Here is a 21,394-nt window from a genome sequence, read left to right on the forward strand (position 1 = left end):
CCCGGCGCCGACAAAAAAGCCCCGCTCTGAGATTCAGGCGGGGCTTTTTGTTGGGCGGCGCGGCGATCAGACTTCCGACTGCACCGCCGCGATCATGTCGACTTCAATCGCGGCGTTCTTCGGCAACTGATAGACACCGACCGTAGTGCGAGTGTGCCGGCCGGCATCGCCGAGCACATGGCTGAACACGTCCGATGCGCCGTTTGCCACCTCGCTCAGGTCAACGAAGTCCGGGGTCGACTTCACATACACCGTGACCCGCAACAACGCTCGAATCTTGTCCAGCGAACCCACCGCATCGACAATCAGCGCCAGGCAGCGCATGGCACTGATGCTCGCGGCAGCCTGGGCATCCTTGAGCGTCAACTCCAACCCGACGCGACCGGGATACAGAATCCTGCCATTGACCCGCGGCACCATGCCGCTGATGTACAACTCATCGCGATGGCGGATCAGCGGCGCGTAATTGCCGCCGGCGGTGTTCTCGCCATAGATGTCGTAGTTCAGCTCGTGTGCCAGGGCAATGAAACGTTCGTCGCAGGTCATCCTCTCAGTCATTTCGCCCAGCCTTTTGATCAGTGCATGAAGAATCGCGGAGTGGAACAGTTGAGCGCCGAGGAAGTGGCATGGCGCTATCATTGAAGACTGGATCCAAATCTAGGTGTTTTGCCAGTACTGCGCAACCTTCGAAATCGGCGGCGCACGCCATCGCGAGCAGGCTCGCTCCCACATTTGATTGGCGTCGTTCACAAATCCCCTGTGGGAGCGAGCCTGCTCGCGATGGTGTCACCTCGATTCAGCATAATTTACCCAACAAAAAACCCCGCACATCTCTCAATGTGCGGGGTTTTTCGTGAAGCCATCCAGCCTTACGGCGCGTACGTCAGCAGCAGCTCGGCCGGCACCTTGAAGTCCAGGGACATCATGACGCTCAGGGCGGTGATAGTGAAGATCGAGAACACGAACAGCTTGCGTGCCCAGACCGTGTCATCCACTGCCTTGTAGCCGGTCCAGGCCATGTACAACCAGTACATGCCCATGGCCGCGGCGACCGCGAGGTAGCTCATGCCGGCGTAACCGCTGAAGGTCAGCATCAAGGTCGCCACGAGGAACGCCAGGATGTAGAGCAGGATGTGCTTCTTGGCCACTTCGATTCCGCGCTTGACGGGCAGCACCGGAATCGATGCGGCCAGGTAGTCGTTGAAGCGGAAGATCGCGATGGCGTAGGAATGCGGCATCTGCCACAGGCTGAACATCACCAGCAGGGTCAGTGCGGCCATGTCGAAGCTGTTGGTTACGGCAACGTAACCGATCACTGGCGGCATGGCGCCCGACAGACTGCCCACCAGCGTGCCGTGAACCGACTTGCGCTTGAGGTACAGGCTGTAGAAGCCGACGTAGATGATGAAGCCGATTACCGCGAACAGGGCGGCCAACGGGTTGGCCACCTTGTACAACAAGGCAACGCCGAGAACACCCAGGATGGTCGCGTAGACCAGGGCCAGTTTCAGGGAGATCAAGCCCTGCACCAGCACCCGGTTCTTGGTGCGTTCCATCTTCAGGTCGATGTCGCGGTCGATGCAGTTGTTGAACACGCAACCGGAGGCCACAACCAGGGATGTGCCGATCATGGCGGCCAGGAACACCGCCAGATCTACATGCCCTTTCGAGGCCAGGAAGAACCCGCCTGCCACAGAAAGCACGTTACCGAAAATGATCCCCGGTTTGGTGATTTGGATAAAGTGCTTGAGCGACATCGGGTCTACCTCACTTCGCCATCATGTACGTGTGGATGCTGAACATGATCCACAGCGACAGGCCAACCAGCAGCAGGATCACGATGGCCGTAAAGACAAACGCGATCACGTTGTTACGTTGTGCAATCGAACGGTCCAGGTGCAGGAAGTAGTACAGGTGAACAATCACCTGGATTACTGCGAACAACAGAACGATTGCCAGCGTGGTCGACTTCGGCAAGGTCGGAAACATCACCAGGCCGAACGGGATGGCAGTCAGGATCACCGACAGGATGAAGCCGATGGCGTACGACTTTACGCTGCCGTGGCCAGCATCATGGCTGTCATGGGAGTGTGCATTAGCCATTACAGAGTCCCCATCAGGTAAACAACGGTGAATACGCAGATCCACACCACGTCCAGGAAGTGCCAGAACAGGCTCAGGCAGCTCAGACGGGTCTTGTTGGTCGCCGTCAGGCCGTGCTTGTTGACCTGGTACATCATGATGCCCATCCAGATCAGACCCGCAGATACGTGCAGACCGTGGGTACCGACCAGGGTGAAGAACGCCGACAGGAAGCCCGAACGGCTAGGACCGAAGCCCTCGGAGATCAGCAGGTGGAACTCGTTGATCTCCATGGCGATGAAGCCTGCGCCGAGCAGGAAGGTCATGAACAACCAGCCCAGAACCTGCTGCTTCTTGCCTTTGTACAACGCCAGCATGGCGAAGCCGTAGGTGATCGAACTGAACAACAGCAGAGCGGTTTCGCCCAGCACGTATGGCAGTTCGAAAATGTCGTGGCCCGACGGGCCACCGGCGACGTTGTTTACCAGTACTGCGTACACCGCGAAGATCGACGCAAACAGAATGCAGTCGGTCATCAGGTAGAGCCAGAAACCGTATACGGTCATCTCGCCCGAGTCGTGGTGATGGTCATCGTGCCCATGGTCACCATGGGCGTGTCCAACATTGGTCACTAAGTTCGACATGGTTTAAGCCTGTTCCAACGAGGTTACACGGGTGGCATTGGCCGGGATTTTCCCTGCCGCGACCAGACGCTTGTGCTGCTCGGCTTCGATGCGCTCGATCGTTTCAACCGGAACCATGTAGCCCTGGTCGTCACGTGCGGCGTGGATCACGAAGTAGATGACAGTGCCGGCCAGGCTGGCGATCGCCAACCACCAGATGTGCCAGATCATCGCGAAACCGAAGACGGTCAGCAGTGCGCCCATCACCACGCCAGTGGCGGTGTTGTTTGGCATGTGGATCGGCTCGTACTTGGCCGGAGCCTGGTACGCAGTACCGTTTTCCTTGGCTTCGGTGAACGGGTCGATGCAGTCAGCCTTAGGCAGCACAGCGAAGTTGTAGAACGGAGGTGGCGACGAGGTCGACCATTCCAGAGTGTGGGCATTCCACGGGTCACCGTGTTCGCACATGTTCTCTGGCTTGTTGCGGTCACGCACACTGACGTACAGCTGGATCAGTTGGCAGGCGATACCGACAGCGATCATCACCGCACCGAACATGGCAACGTACAGGTACGGTACCCACTCAGGGTTGGTGGTGGCGTTCAGACGACGGGTCATGCCCATGAAGCCCAGTGCATAGAGCGGCATGAACGCGACGAAGAAGCCCGAGATCCAGAACCAGAACGCTGCTTTACCCCAGCCTTCGTGCAGCTTGAAGCCGAACGCTTTCGGGAAGTAGAAGCCGAAACCTGCGATGTAGCCGAATACCGCGCCGCCGATGATCACGTTGTGGAAGTGCGCGATCACGAACAGGCTGTTGTGCAGAACGAAGTCAGCACCCGGGATGGCCAGCAGTACGCCGGTCATGCCGCCGATGGCGAAGGTCACCATGAAGCCCAGAGTCCACAGAACCTGGCTGGTGAAGCGCAGACGGCCCTGGTAGATGGTGAACAGCCAGTTGAACAGTTTCACACCCGTCGGGATGGAAATCAGCATCGTCGCCAGACCGAAGAAGGCGTTGACGCTGGCACCCGAACCCATGGTGAAGAAGTGGTGCAGCCAAACCATGAAGCCCAGTACCGAGATCGCGCCCGAAGCGTAGATCATCGAGTGGTGGCCGAACAGTTTCTTGCCGGTGAACGCCGAGATCACTTCCGAGAAGATGCCGAATGCCGGCAGGATCAGGATGTAAACCTCAGGGTGGCCCCAGGCCCAGAACAGGTTGACGTACATCATTGGATTGCCACCAAGTTCATTGGTGAAAATGTGGAAATCCATGTAACGGTCGAGGGTCAGCAGTGCCAGGGTAGCGGTCAGGATCGGGAACGAAGCCACGATCAGGACGTTGGCCCAGGTGCAGGTCCAGGTGAAGATCGGCATGTCCATCAGTTTCATGCCAGGGGTACGCATTTTCAGCACGGTGGCGAGGAAGTTGACCCCCGTCAGCGTCGTGCCTAACCCGGATAGCTGTAGCGCCCAGATGTAGTAGTCCATACCCACGCCAGGGCTGTACTGCAGACCCGACAGCGGCGGATAGGCAACCCAACCAGTCTTGGCGAATTCGCCGACGCCCAGGGACAGGTTGATCAGCACCACGCCGGACACCAGCAGCCAGAAGCTCAGGGAGTTCAGGAACGGGAAGGCAACGTCACGCGCGCCGATCTGCAGCGGCACTGCAAGGTTCATCAGGCCGGTGAAGAATGGCATCGCCATGAAGATGATCATGATCACACCGTGAGCGGTGAAGATCTGGTCATAGTGTTCAGGCGGCAGGTAGCCAGGCGAACCCTCGGTGGCCATGGCCAGCTGGGTACGCATCATGATGGCGTCGGCAAAGCCACGCAGCAGCATGACCATGGCAACGATGATGTACATCACACCGATTTTCTTGTGGTCGACCGACGTCAGCCACTCGGTCCACAAGTAGGTCCACTTCTTGAAGTAGGTGATTGCAGCGAACAACGCCAGACCACCGAGCGCGATCATCGAGATGGTGACCATCACGATCGGCTCGTGGAAAGGGATCGCTTCCCAACTTAATTTACCAAACATCGTTTACTCCTCTGCCCCGGCAGCTGAATGCGAATTCGAGTCCATGTCCGTTGCCGCCACTTCTTTCTCTTTCTTCTCGTGCTTCAGCGGCTTGCCCGGTTTCATGCCTTCGTACTTGTCGACGATGGTCTGGAACAGGTTCGGCGTGACCGAGGAGTAGAGCTCGACTGGATTGTTCTGGCTTGGCTTGGCAAGGGCTGCGTATTCAGCTTGTTCAAGCTGTTTAGGTGCCTTTTTGACTTCACTTACCCAGGCGTCGAAATCTTCCTGAGAAGTTGCGATCGCTTTGAATTTCATACCGGTGAAACCAGCGCCGCTGTAGTTGGCGGAGATACCGTCCATTTCAGCGTTGCGGTCAGCGATCAGGTGCAGCTTGGTGGTCATGCCCGCCATCGCGTAGATCTGGCCGCCCAGGCCCGGGATGAAGAACGAGTTCATCACGGCGTCGGAGGTGATCCGGAAGTTGACCGGGGTATGCGCCGGGAACACGATCTTGTTGACCGTGGCAATGCCTTGTTCCGGGTAGATGAACAGCCACTTCCAGTCCAGCGCAACGACTTCGATGGTCACCGGCTTGACGTCGGATTCAATCGGACGGTACGGGTCCAGTTTGTGGGTCGAAATGTAGGTGATGTAACCCAGGGCGATGATGATCAGAACCGGGATGGTCCAGACCGCCACTTCGATTTTGGTCGAGTGCGACCATTTCGGGGTGTAGACGGCATCCTTGTTGGACGCGCGGTACTTCCAGGCGAACAGGAAGGTCATGACGATAACCGGCACAACGACCAACAGCATCAGCAGCGTGGCGGTGATGATCAGGTTGCGCTGTTCCAGGCCGACCTGGCCCGTTGGATTGAGCAGGGTCATGTTGCAGCCTCCCAGCAACAACGTGCCGAGCAGCGGCACTAGGCCTAGTAATCTGGGGTACCTGTTTTTACTCATCTCACGACCTCTAAAGCAGCTTGCGCAATGCAGTTGGGTTTTGATCGCCAACACTTCACCCTGCCAAGGGTTGGCATTTTCTTTGGATTGAATAAGGGCCGCCCGTCGCGCGTCAGACGCTCGACAAAACCATGGACAGCGGTCAGTTCTTATTCGAATTCGTGGTCAAAGGCCTTGTTACAGACCAATTCCATTTGGTGCGGAAAGTTGGAAGGCACCGACACCTGGGTGTCGCAAAAGCCTTTCGGCCCGCTCGACACCCGACTTCCTGTCCAGTTCCTTAATAAAGGCTGAACAGTGCCGGGAATTCAGTGCGGGCGATTGTAGATAGGTAGCGCCCTATACACCATGTCTTATCCCGAAATAATTTTTATCGCTCAGAGCAACAATCCATCACCGTTCTTGCAAAAGTTCCGCATGTTATCGAAATCGATTCTCAACAAAAACACCAAAAAATGTAGGCCTATACACCTCAGTTCAGACAGCTCCGAAGGGATTTTCCCAGCGGCGAATCGGCGCAAAGCCCGATATTCAAAGGCCTCTGGCCATCTGCCAGAGCCTGTTAAAACTGCCTGATCTGGCACCTGCGTGCAAAACCAGAAAAATGCCGAAACAGACCAATCCTTTTTTGTAACATTACGCCAATCCGGGTCGCCGAAAGGCCCTGCGACATGGCGCGTGTGACAACATGTCGCACACCTGCCGCACTCTCCATTGCCGTTCGTCACGGTGATTTCACAAACACTCTGAAATGCAAAACGCCCCGATCGGCTGATACGCAAATCGGGGCGTTTTCTGTATCGGCCAATCTGCCGAAGAGTTGATTCAGCGCAGTGCTTTTCGGTTACGCGAGGTCAGCAGCGGCACCAGAATCACCACCAGCACGAACGCCACCAGTGCCCATTGCGCCAGCGACAGACCGAGGATCGGCGGGTACGGCGTCGAGCAGAAACCATCGACCTGGAAGCCCAGCGGGAAGATCTTCGCCAGCGGCAGGTCGTCGACAATTGGCTGCAACACATCGATGCCGCAGCTCACCGCCGGATAGAACTGGGTGTACACGTGATGCCCGGCAACACCGGCGCCGGCGATCGCGCAGATCACCACCAGCACTTCGAACACCGTGATGCTGCGGCGGGTGCGCATGGCCGCGCCGATAAACGCGAACAGCGCAATCAGCAGCAATGCATAACGCTGCAGGATGCACAGCGGGCATGGTGCCTCACCCAGCACGATCTGCATGTACAGCGCGCCGCCGATCAGTGCCAGACAGATGATGCCCAGCAGCACCAGAAAGCGCCGCTCACGTCCCAGTCGAATCGTTTCCTCGCTCATCGCGTTTCCCTTGTATGTCCATGGTTCAGCTGGCTGGCGGCTGCGCTTGCAGTTGCGCCATCAGACTGATGTTGTCTTCGATATGCCAATTGGCCGCGATGCGACCGTTGTCGATCTGATAGATATCGGTTGCCCGGAAGTCTACACGCTGGCCCTGCCCTTTGAGAGTCTTGAACGTCCCACTGAAGTGTCCGCGAAAGTGCAGATGCACCACCACGCGGTCACCGGCAATGATCATTTGCTCGATCTCGCAGCTCAGGTCCGGCACCGCCGTACGAAAGAACTTCGATGCCAGCAACGGCCCGGTCGGCCCCTGCAACCGACCTTCGGGCGGGGTCTTGTCGACAAACTGCGGCGACAAGGCTGCCGTGGCCAGGGCCTCTTCCCCACTGTTCCAGAAACTGCCGTAACGCCGCGCCGCCAACTCCATTGCATCGCGCTGAGCCTTGGGCAGGCTCTGATCGACGACCAGGGTCTGTGGTGCGATCAACGCCGATTCGGCCGCAGCAAATGGACTGGCCAGCAAAGCGGCCGACAGGCCAAGCATTGCCAGGCTCAGACGAGAGGAGAAGATGATGTGCGACATGGGGGCGATCCTGATCAGTTAAACGAACGAGCGCCTATCATCAGCATCGGGGAATAAACGATAAACCGGTTAAGAAACGATTAACCTTTAAACACTTTTTAAGAATCAAAGTTGTGTAACGGCCATCGCGAGCAGGCTCACTCCTACAAGAGGTCTGCTTCGTACACCATTTTCATGTACGCCACCGCCCCTGTAGGAGTGAGCCTGCTCGCGATGAAGGCGACTCAGTCCTAAGGATTATTCCAAAGCCGCCGCCGGCCCGAAGAACTCATACCGGCTCTGCTGCTCCGGCACACCCAGCGCCTTCAAATGCCGCTTGATCGCGCCCATGAAGCCCTTCGGCCCGAGGAAATAAGCGTCTACATCGCGTTGCGCCGGCAGCCACTCACCCAGCTGTTCCTGACTGAGGATCCCGACCTTGTCCGCCGCCGGGCTCACGCCGTCGTCTTCGGCGTAGCAATAGAAGCGCTTGAGCTGCGGATGACGCGCCGCCAGCCCATCGATCCAGTCGCGGAACGCATGCACGCTGCCGTTGCGCGCGCAGTGGATAAAGTGCACCGGGCGCTCGGTTTGCAGCGCTGCTTCGAGCATCGCCAAAGTTGGCGTGATGCCGACCCCGCCACTGATCAGCACCAACGGCTTGTCGCTGGCAGTCAGGGTGAACTCGCCCGATGGCGGGAACAGCTGGATGCTCGCGCCGACGTGCAATTGGTCATGCAAGTGGTTGGACGCACGACCACCCGGTTCGCGTTTGACGCTGATGCGGTACTGACCTTTATCGGCCAGCGCCGACAGTGAGTAGTTGCGACGGACTTCTTCGCCGTCGAGGATCAGCTTCATGCCGATGTACTGACCCGGCTCTGCGGCCAGGATCGGGCCTTTGTCCGCCGGCTCGAAGTAGAACGAAATGATTTCCGCGCTCTCCTCGACCTTGTCCACCACGATGAACTCCCGCGCGCCGCGCCAGCCGCCGACCGCTTGTTCTTTCTGGTCGTAGATCGCGGCTTCAGCGCCGATCAGAATCTCGGCCAATTGCCCGTACGCCGCGCCCCACGCGCTCATCACTTGCGGAGTGGCGATCTCGTCGCCGAGCACTTCGGAGATGGCACGCAGCAGGCAGGTGCCGACAATCGGGTAGTGCTCCGGGAGGATTTGCAGGGCGACGTGCTTGTTGATGATCTTCGCCACCAGATCGCCCAACTGGTCGAGCTGATCAATGTGCCGGGCGTACATCAACACACCATTGGCCAACGCGCGCGGCTGATCGCCACTGGCCTGATGCGCCTGGTTGAACAGTGGGCGTACCTCAGGGTATTCGGAGAGCATCATGCGGTAGAAGTGGGTGATCAGCGCTTCTCCCCCGCTTTCCAACAGAGGCACAGTGGATTTGACGATGGCACGATCCTGGACGCTAAGCATAAGAATGACTCCTGAGCTTTTTGAGAATTACCTTAGGCTTATCAGTTTTCGTGCCAGATAAATTATCGTTATAAATCAATGGTTTATTTTTTACGTAGTCATTTAGACTCAAAGCGTTTTATAGTCATCGCGACTACATCGAGTCTCTTTGACTACAAGACCATGACCGCCAAATCCCTGCTCACCGCTCTACTGCCACTGGTCTCCGACCTGTCCCGCGAACTGCCCGAGGGCGAGCGCTATCGGCGCCTGCTCGAAGCCATGCGCGCCCTGCTGCCGTGCGATGCCGCCGCGTTGCTGCGCCTGGACGGCGAATGGCTGGTGCCGCTGGCGGTGGATGGTTTGAGTACCGACACCCTCGGCCGGCGCTTCAAGGTCAGCGAACATCCCCGTTTCGAGATCCTGCTGGACGGCGCCGGGCCAACGCGGTTCGCCGCCGACAGCGACTTGCCCGATCCTTACGACGGCTTGGTCGATGGTCTGGGCGATCACCTTGAGGTACATGACTGTCTCGGCTGTCCGCTGTTCGTCGATGAAAAACTCTGGGGCCTGATCACCCTTGATGCGCTCGATCCGGAGCGTTTCGAGCCGATCGAACTCGACGCCTTGCAAGCGTTCGCCAGTCTCGCCTCGGCCACGGTCAACGCCGCCGAACGCATTGAGCGCCTGGCGCTGCGTGCCGAAGACGAACACCAACGCGCCGAGGTCTACCGCCAGGCGAGCGGCCAGCAGCAACGCGAAATGATCGGCCAGAGCAAGGCGCACAAACGGCTGGTGGAGGAAATCAATCTGGTCGGCGGCAGCGACCTGACCGTGCTGATCACCGGCGAAACCGGGGTCGGCAAGGAGTTGGTGGCGCAAGCGATCCACGCCGCCTCGCCGCGCGCCGACAAACCGATCATCAGCCTCAACTGTGCCGCCCTGCCCGACACCCTGGTCGAGAGCGAACTGTTCGGCCACGTGCGCGGCGCCTTTACCGGCGCCACCAGCGACCGCCGCGGCAAGTTCGAACTGGCCAATGGCGGCACGCTGTTTCTCGATGAAGTCGGCGAACTGTCGCTGACCGTACAGGCCAAGTTGCTGCGCGTGCTGCAAAGCGGCCAGTTGCAGCGGCTCGGCTCGGACAAGGAACATCAGGTCGATGTGCGCCTGATCGCCGCGACCAACCGCGATCTGGCCGAAGAAGTGCGCAGCGGCCGCTACCGCGCCGACTTCTATCACCGCTTGAGCGTGTACCCGCTGCGCGTCCCGGCGCTGCGCGATCGCGGCCGCGATGTGTTGCTGCTCAGCGGCTTCTTTCTGGAACAGAACCGCTCGCGCATGGGCCTCAACAGCCTGCGTTTGAGTAGCGATGCCCAGGACGCGTTGCTCGCCTACACTTGGCCGGGCAACGTGCGCGAACTGGAACACTTGATCGGGCGTAGCGCGCTGAAGGCACTGGGCAATTGCAAGGTGCGGCCGAAGATCCTCAGTTTGAGCGCGGCGGATCTGGATCTGCCGCGTGAGCTTGTGGATAACTCGCCCGCGCCTACTGCCAATATTTTAGCCGTGGCACCGTTGATCAATGGCGACTTGCGCAGCGCCACTGAGGAGTATCAGCGCCGCTTGATCAGTGCGGCGCTGGAACGCAATCAGGATAACTGGGCGAGTGCGGCGCGGGAGCTGGGGCTGGATAGGGCGAATCTTGGGCGGATGGCCAAGCGGTTGGGGATGAAGAGCTAAAAGCACACCCTCACCCTAGCCCTCTCCCGGAGGGAGAGGGGACTGATTGGGGGATATTCAAGAATTCCGCCGACGTGAGAGATCTGTACTGAATCCATAATCGACTCGGTCATTCAGGTCGATGTACAGCGCCAGACACCTCGTTCGGCCCCCTCTCCCTTCGGGAGAGGGCTGGGGTGAGGGGCTTTGGATCTGCCGCCAGCCGATAACCGACCTAAAGCCCACCCCGTTAACGCCGATAACCCGGCATCAATAGTTTCTGGCGATTTGCACCCTCGCCCATCACCTTTTTCCACAGAAGGTTTTTATGTCTTCCAACAAAGCCCGCGCAGATTCACTTTCGCTTCTGCTGTTTACCTTGCGCAGCGGCAAGCTGATGGCGATCAACCTGCTGAAAGTCAGTGAAATCATCCCCTGCCCGCCGCTGACCAAAATGCCCGAGTCGCATCCGCACATCAAAGGCATCGCCACCCTGCGCGGCGCGTCGCTGTCGGTGATCGACCTCAGCCGCGCCATCGGCGAGCGACCGCTGGAAGACCCGAACGGCGGCTGCCTGATCGTCACCGACGTCAGCCGCTCCAAGCAGGGCCTGCACGTTCAGGCGGTGAGCAAAATCGTCCATTGCCTGACCACCGACATCAAGCCGCCGCCGTTCGGCTCCGGCGGCTCGCGCGCCTACATCACCGGCGTGACCTCGGTGGACGGCACACTGGTACAAGTGCTCGACATCGAGAAAGTCATCCACAGCATCGCCCCGGCGCAGATCGAAATGGCCCCGACCGACCTGAGCATGGAAGACGCCGAAGTGTTAGGCAACGCGCGGATTCTGGTGGTCGATGACAGCCAGGTAGCGTTGCAGCAATCGGTGCACACCCTGCGCAACCTAGGCCTGCAATGTCACACCGCGCGCAGTGCCAAGGAAGCCATCGACTGCCTGCTGGATCTGCAAGGCACCGCGCAACAGATCAACCTGATCGTCTCCGACATCGAAATGTCCGAGATGGACGGCTACGCCTTCACCCGCACCCTGCGCGAGACGCCGGACTTCGCCCACCTCTACGTGCTGCTGCACACCTCGCTCGACAGCGCGATGAACAGCGAGAAGGCGCGTCTGGCCGGGGCCAACGCGGTGCTGACCAAGTTCTCCTCGCCGGAACTGACCCAGCGCCTGATCGAAGCGGCCAAACACGTCGCCGCCAACGGTCACTGAGTCTTGGGCCAGACATACTGCTTTTTGATGCGGCGCGACCTTCGCCAAGGCGTGCCGCCGATCCACTGGCCGGAAGGCATTGAGCTGAGCACCTATCGTCCGGAACTGGCGGCGGCGGTGCATCAGCTGATGCAACTCGGCTACCGCGAAGGCGGTGGTCGCGTGCCGGCACTGGAGGAGTGGCAGCAGCGGTTTGAAAGCGATGCCGAATACGATCCTGAATTGTGCTTCATCGCCCGCGATAACGAAGGCGTGATCGGCGTGGCGCAATGCTGGACCAGTTCGTACATCAAGAATCTGGTGGTGCATCCGCGCGCTCAGGGCCGAGGTTTGGGTCGGGCGTTGCTGTTGAATGCATTCAAGGTGTTTCAGCAAAGGCGCGAAGGATTTGTCGATCTGAAGGTGCTGGAAGACAATCTGCGGGCGCAGCGTTTGTATGAGAGTGCCGGGATGATTGTGGTTCGCCGGGAACTTGTGCCGGACTGATCGACCGTCTTCGCGAGCAAGCCCGCTCCCACAGGGGGAACGCATTCCAAATTGTGGGAGCGGGCTTGCTCGCGAAGAGGCCGGCCCAGGCAACTTCTCCCCCTCAGGCATACTCAAACCTTGGCCAAACCAAGGATGCCCAACCATGAAAACCCTCTCCCTGAGCCTGCTCTGCCTCACCGCCCTAGCCTCACAGGCCCACGCCTCCAGCCCCGACGCCTGGGCCGCTTACGACAAAACCGTGCTCGCCAGCTGCACCAAGGCCAGCGGCCTGAAAGACGCCAAACCCGTCGGCACACCCGCGCAATTCGATGACCGCGTCGGCTACACCGCCGTGCTGTTGCAAGGCCAATACCCGCAAAAACACATGAAAGGCCAGCAAGGCACTGAGCTGTGCCTGTACAGCAAAAAGTCGAAAACCGCGTTCGTCACCGAATGGGATTCGATCCGCCCGACCGCCAAGCCCTGAGGGCTGGCGCACAACTTGCTTCGATCAGCCTCAGCCTGGCGACTTTACGTCGCCGTATCACACTCTGATTGAAGATTGATCGTGCAATGAATACGACATTTTCCTGCGTCGGTTGCGGCAAATGCTGCACCGACCACCATGTGCCCCTGACCCTCGCCGAAGCCCGCATGTGGGCGGCGGATGGCGGTCAGGTGATCGTGCTGGTGGAGGCCTTTCTCGGCAACGGCCTGGGCCTGCCGGCGCAGCAGCGTGAACACGCCGAACGGCGTTCGCTGGTGGTACGCAGCGGCACGACCGAGGCCCACGTGGCCATCACCTTCGCCGCCTACAACGTCGGTCGCTGCCGGAATCTTGACGAAGAAAACCTGTGCCGCATTTACGAACGCCGACCGTTGGTGTGCAGGATTTATCCGGCAGAAATCAATCCGCACATCCCGCTCAACCCGGCGGCCAAGGATTGCCCGCCAGAATCGTGGCAACAGGGGCCGCTGCTGATTGTCGGCGGGGAGCTGGTCGATCAGGAACTGCTGGCGTTGATCCAGCGTTCGCGCCAGGCTGATCGCGATGACATCCGGATCAAGGATGCAATCTGCGCGGCGCTGGGGATTCGCACTACGGCGCTCAAGGGCGACGGGTTTACCGCGTATTTGCCGCAGATGGACGCTTTTGCGGCTGTGATCGATCAGGTTTCAGCACAGCCGCTGAGTGGAACGTCCAGTGAATGGCTGTTTCATTTGTCCGGGGATGATGTGGCTGGGCAGTTGCTGGCGGCCGGTGCGCAGGTAGTGACGGAGCCGGCGCAGACGTATGCGTTTATTTCGCTGCGGGCGGCTTGATCCGGATTTTGTACTGCCTGCAATGGCCCCTTCGGGAGCAAGCCCCCTCCCACAGGGTTTTGAGTTGTACACAGAATAAATGATCAACTCACAAACCTGTGGGAGCTGGCTTGCCAGCGATGAGGCCAGTGGGAACAGCATCAATCCCGAACCTGCCGCCGTCCCCAGAACTCCCGCGCCAGCAACCGCAAATCCCCCGCCAGCCCCGCCACGTCCTCAGAGTTACGCTGACTCTGCCGCCCCTCATCCACCGTCAATTCCGACGACGTGCGAATGCTGACGATGTTGCGATTAATGTCCTCGCTCACCGCACTCTGCTGCTCCACCGCCGCGGCAATCTGCAGGCTCATCTCGGTGATCTGCTCGACCCGCTCACTGATCCCGTCCAGTGCCCGCGCCGCGCGCTGTGCCTGTTCGACGCTGTTATCCACATGCTCGCTGCTCTGCTGCATCACCAGCACTGCATCGCGCGCGCCATTTTGCAGGCTGCTGATCATCCGCTGGATCTCGTTGGTCGACTGCTGCGTGCGTTGCGCCAACCCGCGCACCTCATCGGCCACCACTGCAAAACCGCGCCCGGCATCACCAGCGCGCGCCGCTTCGATCGCCGCGTTGAGCGCCAGCAGATTGGTCTGCTCGGCAATGCTGCGGATCACCTCCATCACCCCGGAAATCTCGCTGCTGTGGCCTTCGAGCTGATGAATCACCTCGGTCGCCCGCCGCAACTCCTCGGCCAGACGCAACACCGCACTGCGACTCTCGCCGACCAGCAAATGCCCTTCGCGGGTTTCCGTGCCGGCCATGTCCGCCGCTACCGACGCCTGCTGCGCATGGCTGGCAACTTGCGCGACGCTGGCGGCCATCTGATGAATCGCCGCCGCCACCTGATCGGTTTCCGCTTGCTGCGCCAACGAACTGCTGTGGCTGCTTTGCAAATGATCAACCAGTTGCGCCGCATGCCCGGCCAACTGCTGCGATGCATCACCGATGCGCCCGACCACAGCGCCGACCTGCGCTTCGAGCATCTGCAGGGCGAATTCAATCTGGCCGATTTCATCGCGGCGCCCGGTGTAAATGCTCTGACTCAACGGATTGTCCGCGACCTGCCGCGCCCGTTCGCTCAGCCGCTCCAGCGGCCGCAAGATCCAGCGCACGCCCAACGCGCAGAGACTGCTGCCGACAACAAATGCCAGCCCATCGATCCATGCCGACTCCGGACGCAACCAGGCCTCGATCCCCAACACCAGCCCCAGCAACGCACTGGCCAACACCGTGATCCTGCCACGCAGACCTAAAGTGGGCAGCGGCGGCCGTCCCTTCAACTCTCCACGCAACTGCGCGTACACCCGCTCCGCCGCCGCCACCTGCCGTGCATCCGGCCGGGTGCGCACCGACTGATACTCCACCGCCACGCCGCTCTGCGTGACCGGCGTGACATACGCGCTGACCCAATAATGGTCGCCATTCTTGCAACGATTCTTCACCAACCCCATCCACGAGCGCCCGCCCTTTAGCGTCTGCCACATGTGCGCAAACGCCTGCGCCGGCATGTCCGGATGGCGCAACAGGTTGTGTGGCGTGCCGAGCAATTCGTCGCGACTGTAGCCGCTGATCCTGATGAAATCGTCGTTGGCGTAAGTGATCGCGCTGGTCAGATCAGTGGTCGAAAGAATGTTCGCGTCCGGCGCCACATCGACGTTACGGCCGGTTACCGGGAGATTGATCTTCATGGAAAGCGCGCTCGTTTTATGGGAAGAGTCGGCAGGGCTGCTGACTCTAAGCGCACCAATTGGTCAAATATTGATCTGGCTCAGGATCTGAGCACTTAGCCATCACTGCGACCGAAAATCGCAGTCGATGGCTGAAGGCGGGATGAAACTCAGCGCTTGCCCATTGAGCGACGGGTGCCCGGCGGCGCCATGCCCGGGGTCTTGGTGTGGCCGTTCTTGGCGCCGTTCTTGTACCACGGCTGATTCGAACCCTTGGCGGCCGCCAGTTCACCCGGTTTGAACGGGAATTTGAAAGCCGCAATCTCGGGTTTGCTCTCGCTGGCGTCAGCCAGTTCAGCCGGGACATCGCTCACAGCGTCGTCAACCGGCGGTTGGGTCGGGGAAGTCATAAAAGCTCCGCAAAGCAAAAAAGTCGGGCCCGAACAGTGAGCCGCGAAGGCGCGCAGTATACCTGCGCGCCCAGACTCGGCACCTGAAGATTTGCACCGCTCGCCGAACGGTTTACAGGTAAGTGATGGTGACGATGCCTTTATCGCTCGACGTCTTCAGCGCTTGATAGTTCATGGAAAACGGCAGCGACTGATGGCTGCAAGCGTTGCGATAGGTATCCACATCAACTTGCAGACCCGGTTTGATTTCAACCTGACGGGACACATCGGAGGCCAACGACCCGGCACGCTCCACCGCACAACCGGAATCGACAATCTGCCCGGTGAAACGGATCTCGCCGGAAGTCGATTGCGGCGCGGCACAGACTGCCAATGGAAGCAAAACAAGCACACTCGCCAAAGCGGTTTTCAGATTCATTGCACGACACTCCCGAAGAGGCCCGCTCAATTTGACGGCCGGGCTGTACAACGTTTATCCGCGGGTGGGGGCGGATCTTTAGGAGCGTAGATGTTGCGAGGCACAAACGTTCCGATTTAGAGATATTGGGTGGTGGAATTGGGGGGATGGTCACGGTTTTGAATGGCGCTGGCTGGACTGTCGTCATCGCCAGCAGGCTGGCTCCCACAATGGGATTGGGTGCATTCAGCTGGAAAATGGTCGGCTGTCAGGCCGCCTTCGCGAGCAAGCCCGCTCCCACAATTGGAATGGGTGTGGTCAGGTGGAGAGTGGTCGGCTCGCAGGTCGCCATCGCCAGCAGGCTGGCTCCCAACAAAGCGCTAAAGCCGAGCGCACGCTCTTCACCACTCAAATGGCCGAGTGTCAGCTCGCCGAAAGCTCTTGATCTTGCCGTGCCGGCCCCGTCGGAAGGCTGAGTGGAGGGATTGATCCGGGGGTGGGAGCGCAGCGACCGTTTGGCGAAGCCAAACACAGCGAGAGGAGGTGCAGCGAAGCAAACCGTAGGCGCTGCGCCCGGATCGATCCCGGAGCGAAGGGACCCCGAGCCCCAGCGAGCGGGCCGAACGCAGGAGCAAGCGTTTTTGGTTACTTTTTACTGGGCCGGCTTCCGGGCGTTTGTAAAAAGTGACCCGCCGTAAGGGCGGAACCGTAATCAGCCACACCCGCAGAAACGGATATACACCCCGGCGAAACTGACAGCGCTGACAGCTAGCCGTCACCCTACTGACCTGCAGACAGGTTTATAAAGACAACAACCCTGCCCAAACTCCGTCCGGCGCCCACCCCGCATGCGAATCCAAAAGAACAAAGCCCTGCTCGCCACCCTGTTGATCGTCCTCGCAGGCGCAGGTCTGTGGTACACCCTGAAACCCGCCCCGACCAAACTGGCCACCCCAACCGCCATCCCGGTCCGCGTCGTCACGGTCAGCGAAAAAGACGTCCCCCGCTACACCAGCGGCATCGGCTCCGTACTCTCATTACACAGCGTCGTAGTGCGCCCACAAGTCGACGGCATCCTCACCAAAATCCTCGTCAAGGAAGGCCAACTCGTCAAAGCAGGCGACCTGCTCGCCACCATCGACGACCGCTCGATCCGCGCCAGCCTCGACCAGGCCCGCGCGCAACTGGGCGAAAGCCAGGCGCAACTGCAAGTCGCCCTGGTCAACCTCAAGCGCTACAAACTGCTCACCGTCGACGACGGCGTCTCCAAACAGACCTACGACCAGCAACAAGCACTGGTCAACCAATTGAAAGCCACCGCCCAAGGCAACCAGGCCTCGATCGACGCGGCGCAAGTACAACTTTCCTACACGCAGATCCGCTCCCCGGTCACCGGCCGCGTCGGTATTCGTACAGTCGATGAAGGCAACTTCCTGCGCATGACCGACACCGCCGGCCTGTTCACCGTGACCCAGATCGACCCGATCGCCGTGGAATTCTCGCTGCCGCAGCAAATGCTGCCGACCCTGCAGGGCCTGATCAACGATCCGCAGCACGCACAGGTCAAGGCCTACATCGGCGCCGACACCGACGGTGAAACCGGCAACCTGCTCGGCGAAGGTCACCTGACCCTGATCGACAACCAGATCAACGCCAACACCGGCACCATCCGCGCCAAGGCCGAATTCGACAATGCCAGCCAGAAGCTCTGGCCGGGCCTGCTGGTGACGGTAAAAATTCAGACGGCACTGGATAAGAATGCGCTGGTGGTGCCGCCCACTGTCGTACAGCGCGGTCTCGATCAACACTTCGTTTACCGGGTGAGTGGCGACAAAGTCGAAGCCGTACAAGTGCAGATGGTCTATCAGGGCAGCGGCCAGGACATCATCAAAGGCGTGAAGGCCGGTGACGTACTGGTGACCGACGGCCAGTCGCGGCTCAAACCCGGCTCGACCGTGCAGGTCATGAGCGAGCCGCCACAGGTGGTGCAAGCGGAGCCGAAACCATGAAGGCGCACAAAGGCGTCTCCACCTGGTGCATCAATCACCCGGTCGCGACGATTCTGCTGACCATCGCATTGGTGCTGGTCGGCGTGATTGCCTTCCCGCGCCTGCCGATCGCCCCACTGCCGGAAGCGGAATTTCCGACAATTCAGGTCTCGGCGCAGTTGCCCGGCGCCAGCCCCGACACCATGGCCTCGTCCGTGGCCACGCCGCTGGAGGTGCAATTCAGCGCCATCCCCGGCATGACCCAGATGACCTCCAGCAGTGCGCTCGGCTCCAGCCTGCTGACCCTGCAATTCACTCTCGACAAGAGCATCGACACCGCCGCTCAGGAAGTCCAGGCCGCGATCAACACCGCCGCCGGCAAGCTGCCCAAGGACATGCCGACCCTGCCGACCTGGAAGAAGGTCAACCCGGCCGACAGCCCGGTGCTGATCTTAAGCGTCAGCTCGACGCAAATGCCCGGCACCGAACTCAGCGACCTGGTGGAAACCCTGCTCTCGCGCCAGATCAGTCAGATCGACGGTGTAGGCCAGATCAACATCACCGGTCAGCAACGTCCGGCGATTCGCGTGCAAGCCTCGGCCGACAAACTGGCGGCCATCGGCCTGACCCTGGCCGACATTCGTCTGGCGATCCAGCAGACCAGTCTCAACCTTGCCAAAGGCGCGTTGTACGGCGAATCGAGCATCTCGACGCTGTCGACCAACGACCAGTTGTTCAAACCCGAGGACTACAGCCAACTCATCGTTTCCTACAAGGACGGCGCCCCGGTTCACCTGCGGGATGTCGCCAAAGTCGTCAACGGTTCGGAAGATGCCTACGTGCAAGCCTGGGCCGGTGATCAACCCGGGGTGAACCTGGTGATCTCGCGCCAGCCCGGCGCGAACATCGTCGAAACCGTCGACCGCATTCAAGCCGCCCTGCCCGGCCTCGAAGCCATGCTCCCGGCCTCGGTGCAGGTGAAAACCCTGATCGACCGCACCCAGACCATCCGCGCCTCGCTGCATGAAGTCGAGATCACCCTGTTGATCGCGATCCTGCTGGTGGTGGCGGTGATGGCGCTGTTCCTGCGGCAGTTGTCGGCGACCATGATCGTCTCGGCGGTGCTCGGTGTATCGCTGACCGCCAGTTTCGCCCTGATGTACCTGTTGGGCTTCAGCCTGAACAACTTGACGCTGGTGGCGATCGTCGTCGCGGTCGGGTTTGTCGTGGACGATGCGATTGTGGTGGTGGAGAACATCCACCGGCATCTGGAGGCCGGCGACAGCATGCGCGAAGCGGCGGTCAAAGGTGCCGGCGAGATCGGCTTCACCGTGGTGTCGATCAGTTTCTCGCTGGTGGCAGCGTTTATTCCGCTGCTATTCATGGGCGGTGTGGTCGGGCGGTTGTTCAAGGAATTCGCCCTGACGGCGACCTCGACCATTCTGATTTCGGTGGTGGTGTCGCTGACCCTCGCGCCGACGCTGGCAGCGCTGTTCATGCGCAAACCGGTGCACCACGCCCACGACAAACCGGGCTTCAGCGAACGCTTGCTGGCCTGGTACGAAAAAGGTCTGCGTCGCGCCCTCGCCCACCAGAAGTTGATGATTGGCGTATTCGGCCTGTCGCTGGGACTGGCGATTGCCGGTTACATCTTTATCCCCAAGGGATTCTTCCCGGTTCAGGACACCGGATTCGTCCTCGGCACTACCGAAGCCGCTGCGGATATTTCCTACGGCGACATGGTGAAAAAACACTTGGCCATGGCCGAAATCGTCGCCGCCGATCCGGCCGTTCAGGCGTTCTCGCACTCGGTCGGTGTGTCCGGCAGCAACCAGACCATCGCCAACGGCCGCTTCTGGATTGCCCTGAAAAAACGCGGCGACCGCGACGTCTCGGCCAGCCAGTTCATCGACCGCATTCGTCCGCAACTGATGAAAGTCCCGGGCATCGTCCTGTACCTGCGCGCCGGTCAGGACATCAACCTCAGCTCCGGCCCGAGTCGCGCGCAGTACCAATACGTGCTCAAGAGCAACGACGGCGCGACCCTCGCCACCTGGACCCAGCGCCTGACCGAAAAGCTGCGCAGCAACCCGGCGTTCCGCGATATTTCCAACGACCTGCAATTGGGCGGCAGCATCACTCACATCAGCATCGACCGCAGCGCCGCCGCGCGTTTCGGCCTGACCGCCAGCGATGTCGACGAAGCGCTGTACGACGCCTTCGGTCAACGTCAGATCAACGAGTTCCAGACCCAGGTCAACCAGTACAACGTGATTCTGGAGCTGGACACCAAGCAACGCGGCAAGGCCGAAAGCCTCAACTATTTCTACCTGCGCTCGCCGCTGAGCGGGGAAATGGTGCCGCTGTCGGCGCTGGCGAAATTCGACGCACCGACCATCGGCCCGCTGTCGATTGCCCATGACGGCATGTTCCCCGCCGCCAACCTGTCGTTCAACCTGGCCCCCGGCGTGGCCTTGGGCGACGCGGTGATCCTGCTCAACCAGGCCAAGGCCGAGATCGGCATGCCGACCGCAATCAGCGGCAACTTCCAGGGCGCAGCGCAGGCATTCCAGAGTTCGCTCGCCAGTCAGCCGTGGTTGATTCTCGCGGCGCTGGTGGCGGTGTACATCATTCTCGGCGTGCTTTATGAGAGCTTCGTGCATCCGCTGACGATCATCTCGACCCTGCCGGCGGCGGGTCTCGGTGCAGTGATCATGCTGTGGATCTGCGGTCAGGACTTTTCGATCATGGCGTTGATCGGGCTGGTGTTGCTGATCGGTATCGTCAAAAAGAACGGCATTCTGATGATCGACTTCGCCCTGGAAGCCCAGCGCAATCGCGGACTGGCGCCGCAGGAGGCGATTTTCGAAGCGTGCCTGACGCGGTTCCGGCCGATCATCATGACCACCCTCGCCGCCCTGCTCGGCGCCCTGCCGCTGATGCTCGGTTACGGCACCGGCGCCGAACTGCGCCAGCCGCTGGGGATCGCGGTGGTGGGCGGCTTGCTGGTCAGCCAGATGCTGACGCTGTTTACCACGCCGGTCATATACTTGTGGCTTGAGCGGCTGTTCCACAGGCCCAAACCAATGCCCACGACGGCACTGGCGACCACAGACTGAGGCAGG

19 protein-coding genes and 1 pseudogene are annotated in these 21,394 nt (G+C 60.2%); 7 read left to right on the forward strand and 13 right to left on the reverse strand.

Annotated features, from left to right (window positions below; genetic code table 11):
* Positions 1-66 precede the first annotated feature (66 nt).
* The 9 genes from E4T63_RS22800 to hmpA all read right to left on the reverse strand — a co-directional run bounded on the left by E4T63_RS22800 (position 67) and on the right by hmpA (position 9,042).
* Entirely contained in the window at positions 67-558 is a 492-nt protein-coding gene (locus tag E4T63_RS22800; RefSeq protein WP_135296519.1) for a RidA family protein, read from the reverse strand.
* 311 nt (positions 559-869) lie between these two features.
* Positions 870-1,757 (reverse strand): heme o synthase, encoded by an 888-nt coding sequence (gene cyoE, locus E4T63_RS22810; protein WP_003227980.1) that lies wholly within the window; start codon positions 1,755-1,757, stop codon positions 870-872.
* 10 nt (positions 1,758-1,767) lie between these two features.
* A complete protein-coding gene (gene cyoD, locus E4T63_RS22815; RefSeq protein WP_003227981.1) occupies positions 1,768-2,103 on the reverse strand; it encodes a cytochrome o ubiquinol oxidase subunit IV in 336 nt (111 codons plus the stop codon).
* On the reverse strand, positions 2,103-2,726 hold the full coding sequence (gene cyoC, locus E4T63_RS22820; protein ID WP_003227982.1) for a cytochrome o ubiquinol oxidase subunit III: 624 nt from the start codon (positions 2,724-2,726) through the stop codon (positions 2,103-2,105). The genes cyoD and cyoC overlap by 1 nt, the downstream gene beginning before the upstream one ends.
* Before the next feature lie 3 nt (positions 2,727-2,729).
* Positions 2,730-4,757, reverse strand: a complete 2,028-nt coding sequence (gene cyoB / locus E4T63_RS22825) for a cytochrome o ubiquinol oxidase subunit I (protein ID WP_007968380.1) — start codon at positions 4,755-4,757, stop codon at positions 2,730-2,732.
* 3 nt (positions 4,758-4,760) lie between these two features.
* Positions 4,761-5,702 carry a ubiquinol oxidase subunit II gene (gene cyoA, locus E4T63_RS22830; protein ID WP_027612162.1) on the reverse strand — a complete coding sequence of 314 codons (942 nt, stop codon included), beginning with the start codon at positions 5,700-5,702 and terminating at the stop codon, positions 4,761-4,763.
* Between the two features lie 825 nt (positions 5,703-6,527).
* A complete protein-coding gene (locus E4T63_RS22840) occupies positions 6,528-7,037 on the reverse strand; it encodes a disulfide bond formation protein B (protein ID WP_025109264.1) in 510 nt (169 codons plus the stop codon).
* A gap of 25 nt (positions 7,038-7,062) precedes the next feature.
* Entirely contained in the window at positions 7,063-7,623 is a 561-nt protein-coding gene (locus E4T63_RS22845) for an ester cyclase (RefSeq protein ID WP_135296520.1), read from the reverse strand.
* A gap of 237 nt (positions 7,624-7,860) precedes the next feature.
* Positions 7,861-9,042 (reverse strand): NO-inducible flavohemoprotein, encoded by a 1,182-nt coding sequence (gene hmpA, locus E4T63_RS22850; protein ID WP_098965518.1) that lies wholly within the window; start codon positions 9,040-9,042, stop codon positions 7,861-7,863.
* 162 nt (positions 9,043-9,204) lie between these two features.
* On the opposite strand from hmpA, the gene norR reads away from it, so the two are divergent.
* The 5 genes from norR (at position 9,205) to E4T63_RS22880 (ending at position 13,765) form a co-directional block, all read left to right on the forward strand.
* Positions 9,205-10,764, forward strand: coding sequence for a nitric oxide reductase transcriptional regulator NorR (gene norR, locus E4T63_RS22855; RefSeq protein WP_135296521.1), 1,560 nt, complete (start codon positions 9,205-9,207; stop codon positions 10,762-10,764).
* A gap of 307 nt (positions 10,765-11,071) precedes the next feature.
* Positions 11,072-11,974: a chemotaxis protein CheV gene (locus E4T63_RS22860; protein WP_027612166.1), complete on the forward strand. Its 903-nt coding sequence runs from the start codon at positions 11,072-11,074 to the stop codon at positions 11,972-11,974.
* A 27-nt stretch (positions 11,975-12,001) separates the two neighbouring features.
* Entirely contained in the window at positions 12,002-12,460 is a 459-nt protein-coding gene (locus E4T63_RS22865) for a GNAT family N-acetyltransferase (RefSeq protein WP_135296522.1), read from the forward strand.
* 145 nt (positions 12,461-12,605) lie between these two features.
* Positions 12,606-12,929: a hypothetical protein gene (locus E4T63_RS22875; protein ID WP_007968394.1), complete on the forward strand. Its 324-nt coding sequence runs from the start codon at positions 12,606-12,608 to the stop codon at positions 12,927-12,929.
* Positions 12,930-13,015: 86 nt separating this feature from the next.
* Entirely contained in the window at positions 13,016-13,765 is a 750-nt protein-coding gene (locus tag E4T63_RS22880) for a YkgJ family cysteine cluster protein (protein ID WP_135296523.1), read from the forward strand.
* 140 nt (positions 13,766-13,905) lie between these two features.
* Here the strand turns inward: E4T63_RS22880 and E4T63_RS22885 are convergent, their stop codons facing one another.
* The 4 genes and pseudogenes from E4T63_RS22885 to E4T63_RS22895 all read right to left on the reverse strand — a co-directional run bounded on the left by E4T63_RS22885 (position 13,906) and on the right by E4T63_RS22895 (position 16,302).
* Positions 13,906-15,009 (reverse strand): methyl-accepting chemotaxis protein, encoded by a 1,104-nt coding sequence (locus tag E4T63_RS22885; RefSeq protein WP_432431710.1) that lies wholly within the window; start codon positions 15,007-15,009, stop codon positions 13,906-13,908.
* Between the two features lie 204 nt (positions 15,010-15,213).
* Positions 15,214-15,495 (reverse strand): annotated as a pseudogene (locus tag E4T63_RS29080) (PAS domain-containing protein); the annotation flags it as partial.
* Between the two features lie 149 nt (positions 15,496-15,644).
* Positions 15,645-15,884, reverse strand: coding sequence for a hypothetical protein (locus E4T63_RS22890; RefSeq protein ID WP_003228000.1), 240 nt, complete (start codon positions 15,882-15,884; stop codon positions 15,645-15,647).
* A 112-nt stretch (positions 15,885-15,996) separates the two neighbouring features.
* A complete protein-coding gene (locus E4T63_RS22895; protein ID WP_135296525.1) occupies positions 15,997-16,302 on the reverse strand; it encodes a type 1 fimbrial protein in 306 nt (101 codons plus the stop codon).
* A gap of 827 nt (positions 16,303-17,129) precedes the next feature.
* Between E4T63_RS22895 and E4T63_RS22900 the strand changes: the two genes are divergently transcribed.
* Positions 17,130-18,290, forward strand: a complete 1,161-nt coding sequence (locus tag E4T63_RS22900; RefSeq protein WP_135296526.1) for an efflux RND transporter periplasmic adaptor subunit — start codon at positions 17,130-17,132, stop codon at positions 18,288-18,290.
* A complete protein-coding gene (locus E4T63_RS22905) occupies positions 18,287-21,388 on the forward strand; it encodes a multidrug efflux RND transporter permease subunit (protein ID WP_135296527.1) in 3,102 nt (1,033 codons plus the stop codon). Before E4T63_RS22900 ends, E4T63_RS22905 begins: the two co-directional genes overlap by 4 nt.
* Positions 21,389-21,394 lie beyond the last annotated feature (6 nt).

The sequence above is a fragment of the Pseudomonas fluorescens genome, assembly GCF_004683905.1.
Taxonomy (GTDB): domain Bacteria; phylum Pseudomonadota; class Gammaproteobacteria; order Pseudomonadales; family Pseudomonadaceae; genus Aquipseudomonas; species Aquipseudomonas putida_A.

Excerpts from the sequence above, each read along its gene's own strand:
- E4T63_RS22800 (WP_135296519.1), bottom strand. The coding sequence starts at position 558 with ATGACTGAGAGGATGACCTGCGACGAACGTTTCATTGCCCTGGCACAC.
- cyoE (WP_003227980.1), bottom strand. The coding sequence starts at position 1,757 with ATGTCGCTCAAGCACTTTATCCAAATCACCAAACCGGGGATCATTTTC.
- cyoD (WP_003227981.1), bottom strand. The coding sequence starts at position 2,103 with ATGGCTAATGCACACTCCCATGACAGCCATGATGCTGGCCACGGCAGC.
- cyoC (WP_003227982.1), bottom strand. The coding sequence starts at position 2,726 with ATGTCGAACTTAGTGACCAATGTTGGACACGCCCATGGTGACCATGGG.
- cyoB (WP_007968380.1), bottom strand. The coding sequence starts at position 4,757 with ATGTTTGGTAAATTAAGTTGGGAAGCGATCCCTTTCCACGAGCCGATC.
- cyoA (WP_027612162.1), bottom strand. The coding sequence starts at position 5,702 with ATGAGTAAAAACAGGTACCCCAGATTACTAGGCCTAGTGCCGCTGCTC.
- E4T63_RS22840 (WP_025109264.1), bottom strand. The coding sequence starts at position 7,037 with ATGAGCGAGGAAACGATTCGACTGGGACGTGAGCGGCGCTTTCTGGTG.
- E4T63_RS22845 (WP_135296520.1), bottom strand. The coding sequence starts at position 7,623 with ATGTCGCACATCATCTTCTCCTCTCGTCTGAGCCTGGCAATGCTTGGC.
- hmpA (WP_098965518.1), bottom strand. The coding sequence starts at position 9,042 with ATGCTTAGCGTCCAGGATCGTGCCATCGTCAAATCCACTGTGCCTCTG.
- norR (WP_135296521.1), top strand. The coding sequence starts at position 9,205 with ATGACCGCCAAATCCCTGCTCACCGCTCTACTGCCACTGGTCTCCGAC.
- E4T63_RS22860 (WP_027612166.1), top strand. The coding sequence starts at position 11,072 with ATGTCTTCCAACAAAGCCCGCGCAGATTCACTTTCGCTTCTGCTGTTT.
- E4T63_RS22865 (WP_135296522.1), top strand. The coding sequence starts at position 12,002 with ATGCGGCGCGACCTTCGCCAAGGCGTGCCGCCGATCCACTGGCCGGAA.
- E4T63_RS22875 (WP_007968394.1), top strand. The coding sequence starts at position 12,606 with ATGAAAACCCTCTCCCTGAGCCTGCTCTGCCTCACCGCCCTAGCCTCA.
- E4T63_RS22880 (WP_135296523.1), top strand. The coding sequence starts at position 13,016 with ATGAATACGACATTTTCCTGCGTCGGTTGCGGCAAATGCTGCACCGAC.
- E4T63_RS22890 (WP_003228000.1), bottom strand. The coding sequence starts at position 15,884 with ATGACTTCCCCGACCCAACCGCCGGTTGACGACGCTGTGAGCGATGTC.
- E4T63_RS22895 (WP_135296525.1), bottom strand. The coding sequence starts at position 16,302 with ATGAATCTGAAAACCGCTTTGGCGAGTGTGCTTGTTTTGCTTCCATTG.
- E4T63_RS22900 (WP_135296526.1), top strand. The coding sequence starts at position 17,130 with ATGCGAATCCAAAAGAACAAAGCCCTGCTCGCCACCCTGTTGATCGTC.
- E4T63_RS22905 (WP_135296527.1), top strand. The coding sequence starts at position 18,287 with ATGAAGGCGCACAAAGGCGTCTCCACCTGGTGCATCAATCACCCGGTC.